Annotated in this window: 2 protein-coding genes; both read left to right on the top strand. The window is 73.2% G+C overall.

Annotated features, from left to right (window positions below; translation table 11 throughout):
• The coding region (locus tag ACQKIP_RS40985) for a protein kinase domain-containing protein (RefSeq protein WP_427745344.1) at nucleotides 1-2,044 on the top strand (2,044 nt) is incomplete at its 5' end.
• Nucleotides 2,041-4,227 (top strand): protein kinase domain-containing protein, encoded by a 2,187-nt coding sequence (locus ACQKIP_RS40990; protein ID WP_365857034.1) that lies wholly within the window; start codon nucleotides 2,041-2,043, stop codon nucleotides 4,225-4,227. The genes ACQKIP_RS40985 and ACQKIP_RS40990, both read left to right, overlap by 4 nt.
• Nucleotides 4,228-4,332: the final 105 nt, after the last annotated feature.

A 4,332-nucleotide genomic window follows, 5' to 3' on the forward strand; every position in this document is an offset into this window, starting at 1 on the left:
CCTGAAGGTCATCCGGCCCGAGTACGCGGACGCACCGAACTTCCGCGGACGTTTCCGGCGCGAGGCGGCATCCGCGCGCCGCGTGAGCGGCTTCTTCACCCCGCCGGTGCTCGACGCGGACGCGGACGCACCCCAGCCCTGGCTGGCCACGGCCTACGTTCCCGCGCCGTCCCTGCACGATGTCGTCAGCGGCTTCGGCGTGCTGTCCGAGGCCGGGCTGCGGGCGCTGGGCACCGGTCTGGCGGAGGCGCTGCTGGGCATCCACGAGGCGGGCATCGTGCACCGCGACCTCAAGCCGGGCAACGTACTCATCGCCGAGGACGGGCCCCGCGTCATCGACTTCGGCATCAGCAGCGCGGTGGACGCCACCCAGGTGACCCGGACCGGCGCCGTGATGGGGACGCCGGGTTTCATGGCGCCCGAGCAGATCGTGTCCAGCCGCGAGGCCGGAGCGGCGGCCGACATCTTCTCCCTGGGCTGCGTGCTGGTCTTCGCCGCCACCGGCCGGGGCCCCTTCGGTTCCGGAGGGGCGACCGAGATCCTCTACCGGGCCATCCACCACCCGCCCCAACTGGAGGGGGTCCCGGCGGCCTTGAGCCCGCTCATCGCCGCCTGCCTGGACAAGGACCCCGCCTGCAGACCGCCCGCCGCGTCGGTGCTGACCGCGCTGGGGGCCGCCGACCCGGCCGCGCTGCTGACGGACGGCCTGCGAGAGGACCTGGCGCGGCGCGAGGCGCACGCCGCTGTTCTGGCCTGCGCGCCGCCGGTGCCCGTGGTGTCCCTCACTCCGCCCGTCGACCCGTTCGCCCGCGCTCCCGGCGGGCCCAGTCGCCGCAGGTTCCTGTGGATCGCCGCGGCCGGCACCACCGTCGCGGCGGGCGCAGGGGCCGCGGTGCTCGCCGGGTGGCCGTCGAAGCCTGCCGCCGCACCGGCCGGTGACGGCACGGGCAGCACCGGGCGGCCCCAACCCAAGGTCCCCGCCGGTCCGAAGCCGCGGTGGTCGGTGCCGCTGAAGAAGCTGACGAACGGGCAACTGCATCTCTTGGGCGCGGTGTTGGTGCACTGGGAGCAGCGGCGCGCGATCGCCTACGACACCGAGACCGGCAAGGAACGCTGGACGGGTTCGCTGCGGCTGCCCTCCGGCGTCTCGGGGGATCCCAAGTGGCTGGGCGTGCGCGGACCGGCCCTGTTCGCCTCGGCGTGGAGCGGAGAGCGCGGCTATCTCGTCGGCGTCGATGCCGCAGGCAAGCAGAAGTTCACCCACGCGGTCACCGAGCAGGGCGCCGACGCCCAGTTCGCCGACTTCGTCGAGAGCATCCTGTCCGTCGCCGGTTCGGTGGCGATCGTCGGCACCAGTGGTGACCAGGGCTACGGGGTGCTCGCGGTGCATCTCGGCTCGGGCAAGGTGTTGTGGTCACGCCGGGTCAAGGGCAGCGACTTCCAGGCGCACGCCCGGGGGAGCCTGTGCTTCCTCCAGGACAACGGCATTCTCCGTGGCCTGGGCCTGCGTTCGGGCGCCGAGCGGTGGAAGGTTGCAGACGTCATCAAGCCCGGCGCCTATCCGCACCTGTCCACCGACGAGACGACCCTGCTCGTCACCAGCACCAAGGTGCAGGCCTTCCGCGCCGCCGACGGCGAGAAGCTGTGGACGGCCGTCAACGAGACGACCACCATCAGCCCGGCCAGGGTCCACGGCCACCGGGCCTACCTGCACGACGGTCCGGGCACCGTGTTCGCCCTGGACATGCGCAGCGGTCAGCAGGCGTGGCACACCGCCAGCCCGATACAGCTGACGACCACCGGCGGCGCACAGGACCAGGGGCCCCTCGTCTCCTCGTCCGTGGTGGCGATCCCCACCTGGGCCACCGGTGACACCCCCGGGTTCATCGTCCTGCGCCCCGCCGACGGCAAGACGCTGTGGGCCCACCAGCCCTCGGGCGACGACGCCAAGGGCAAGAGCAGCTGGCTGCTGCAGATGTCCGGCAGCACCCTCTTCGCCGCGTCCGAGACCACCCTTTACGCCTTCCGGAGCGACACGCCGTGACCCTGCCGCCCACACCCGCCGTGCCGCCGTCCGCGCCGACGCCCCAGCGGCCCGACTCCCCCGCGTCCGCCGCCACGTACATCGGCCCCTACCGGGTCATCCGGGAGCTCGGTGCGGGCGGCATGGGACGCGTCCACCTTGCCGCATCGCGCAGCGGCCGCGCGGTGGCCGTCAAGGTGGTGCGTCCCGAACTGGCCGCCGATCCCGATTTCCGCCGCCGCTTCAGGGCCGAGGTCGACGCGGCCCGCGCGGTCTCCGGCGCCTTCACGGCACCGGTGATCGACGCCGACCCCGAGGGGCCGCAGCCGTGGCTGGCCACCGCCTACATCCCCGGCCCCTCCCTCACCGACGCCCTGGAGGCCCACGGGCCGATGCCCGAATCCGCGTTGCGGGTACTGGGCGGCGGCCTGGCCGAGGCGCTGGCCGCCGTCCACCGCGCCGGGCTCATCCACCGCGACCTCAAGCCCTCCAACATCCTCCTCACCCGCGACGGCCCCCGGGTCATCGACTTCGGCATCAGCCGGGCCGTGGACGGAACGGTGCTCACCGCCGAGGGGCAGGTCGCCGGATCGCCCGGCTTCATGTCGCCCGAACAGTCGCGAGGGGGCGCCCTCACGCCCGCGAGCGATGTGTTCGCCTTCGGCTCCGTCCTCGCCTATGCCGCCACCGGAGTTCCGCCGTTCGGCACCGGCGCGCTGCACGCCCTGCTCTACCGGGCCGCCTACGAAGAACCCGAGCTGGGCGGCGTCCCCCACGGGCTGCTCGGCATCGTCAGGGCGTGCCTGGACAAGGACCCCGTCCGGCGCCCCACCGTCGAACAGCTCCAGTCCTGGCTGCGCCCGCAGACCACCGCCGGCTGGCTGGGCGCGGTCGAGCTGCGGGTGGATGAGGACCAGCGCATGCTGCAAAGCGCGCTGCGCGCCCCGCTGCTGGGCCGTCGCCGGTTGCTGACCGGCGGCGCCGTCCTTGCTGTGACCGCGGCAGCGGGCACCACCACCTGGTTCCTTCGGACCCGCGGCGAGGGCGGCGGGGACGCGGCTGCCGCCCCCGCACTGGACTGGGCCAAGGAGCTTGTGCAGCCGGGCATGTCCCTGCGCGCGGTGACCGGCTCCACGCTGCTGTGCACCGAGAAGTCGTCCGGGGCCTGCTTCGACCGGGGCACCGGCAAGCTCCTGTGGAAGGATCTCGGCGGCCAGAACACCGACGCCCTGGCCGACGACAAGCACGTCTACACGGTGCGTACCGACGGCAAGGTGTACGCGTTCGACGGCCGCTCCGGCCAGAAGGTCTGGGACGCGCCCCCGGCCGGGGGCGATACGGCCCAGCTGGACTTCTCGGACGGCGAGTTGCTCATGACCACGAGCGGCGGACGCTTCCGGGCCCTGGAGGCGGCCAGCGGCGAGGTGCGGTGGACCTCGCGGGACGTCAAGGACGTCAGCATGGTCATCGGCGTCACCCCGGCGGGGGCGCCGCTGGCCTGGGGCGAGGCGTCGGAAGTCAATCCGGCCGCGATGCTCAGGGGATACTCCGCCCTCGACCGCAAGACGGGCGAGCGCGCATGGACCAAGGACCTCGTCACCCTCTATCCGCCCGGCAAGAGCAAGGTGCTCTATGGCATCGACGCGGACATGAAGCTGCTCGCCCTGGATCCCGACGACGGCCGCACGCTGTGGAGCAAGTCCACCGAACTCCCGCCGACCAACAGTGAGGTCCTGGGCTACGCGGGCTCGCTGGGCCTGCTCGGGGGCATCCTGTTCTGCTACCCGAGCACCGGCTTCAGCGGCTCGGCCCGGGGCGTGCTCGCCGCCTTCGACCCGGAGTCGGGCATGACGCTGTGGGCGGTAGAGACCGCCGCCCGCGGCAACCGCGGTTACGCACATGCCGGATCGACCCTCTGCTACCTGGACCAGAAGGTCCTGCACGGACTCGACGCCCGGACCGGCGCGCAACGCTGGACGGCTGGCAAGGGCCTGGGCGACCTCGATCTCCTGGCCGCCCCGGGCGGGCTGTTCGTCGCGTCCGGCACCAAGGGCCTGTATGCCTTCGACGCCGAGACCGGCGAGCAGATCTGGCACCACCGGGCCACCGGCGGCTCCGGCCCCTGGTCCGCGCAGGCTTTCGGCACCACCCTCTTCGCCACCTGGTCGGGCAGGCTCTTCCGCTTCTCGGTGCCCGGGATGTAGACGGCTTCCCCGGTCCCGGGATGCGGCAGAGGACGTCCGTCCGGCGTCGTTTCGGCGCCCGGCGCCGCACGCGGTCAGGCCGAGCGGTCGCACGCGGTGCGGGAC

This window comes from Streptomyces sp. NPDC059900 (genome assembly GCF_050270335.1).
Taxonomy (GTDB): Bacteria; Actinomycetota; Actinomycetes; order Streptomycetales; family Streptomycetaceae; genus Streptomyces.